1 protein-coding gene is annotated in these 497 nt (G+C 38.2%); it reads right to left on the minus strand.

The window, feature by feature from the left end:
- Positions 1-184: 184 nt before the first annotated feature.
- A partial coding sequence (locus HFC70_RS26855; RefSeq protein ID WP_210259461.1) for a hypothetical protein occupies positions 185-497 on the minus strand: 313 nt, incomplete at its 5' end.

Below are 497 nucleotides of genomic sequence, written 5' to 3' on the forward strand. Positions count from 1 at the left end.
GGTACAGCGTGAACGTGAACGTCAAATTAACATGGGTTTTGAATGTTCTGATATCACCAATGTGACAGATCTAGCGAAAAGTCTTGGCTGGGATATTTCACCAGTTAAACATAGGCGCCCTGGCTTCATGCGTTAAAAATAAAAAAAAGACATAATGCCCTCCCATTGCGGGAGGGCATTATGTTTATTTTGTTTTTGTATAGTAATTCTTAGTCATAGCACGTAGAATTAAATACAACATCAACCCAGTCCTAGTTGCTGCGATATATGCAGGTACCCTAGAATTAGTCGCATCCCTAACTAACTTCTCACCTTCTTCACGCATGAAAATAACTTGAGCATTTTCTGTTTTAGATGCCATTATCTTTGCTCGTATTTTTACAAGCAATGTTTGTAGATCATTATTTCTAGCAACCATTGTACGGAGTGATTGCATATAATCGAAAGCATACAATAAGCACTCATCTACGAGTTTCTCAAGCTTTTGTGCCCTAGGT

It is taken from the genome of Agrobacterium sp. a22-2, assembly GCF_012276985.1.
In the GTDB taxonomy this organism is placed as follows: Bacteria; Pseudomonadota; Alphaproteobacteria; order Rhizobiales; family Rhizobiaceae; genus Allorhizobium.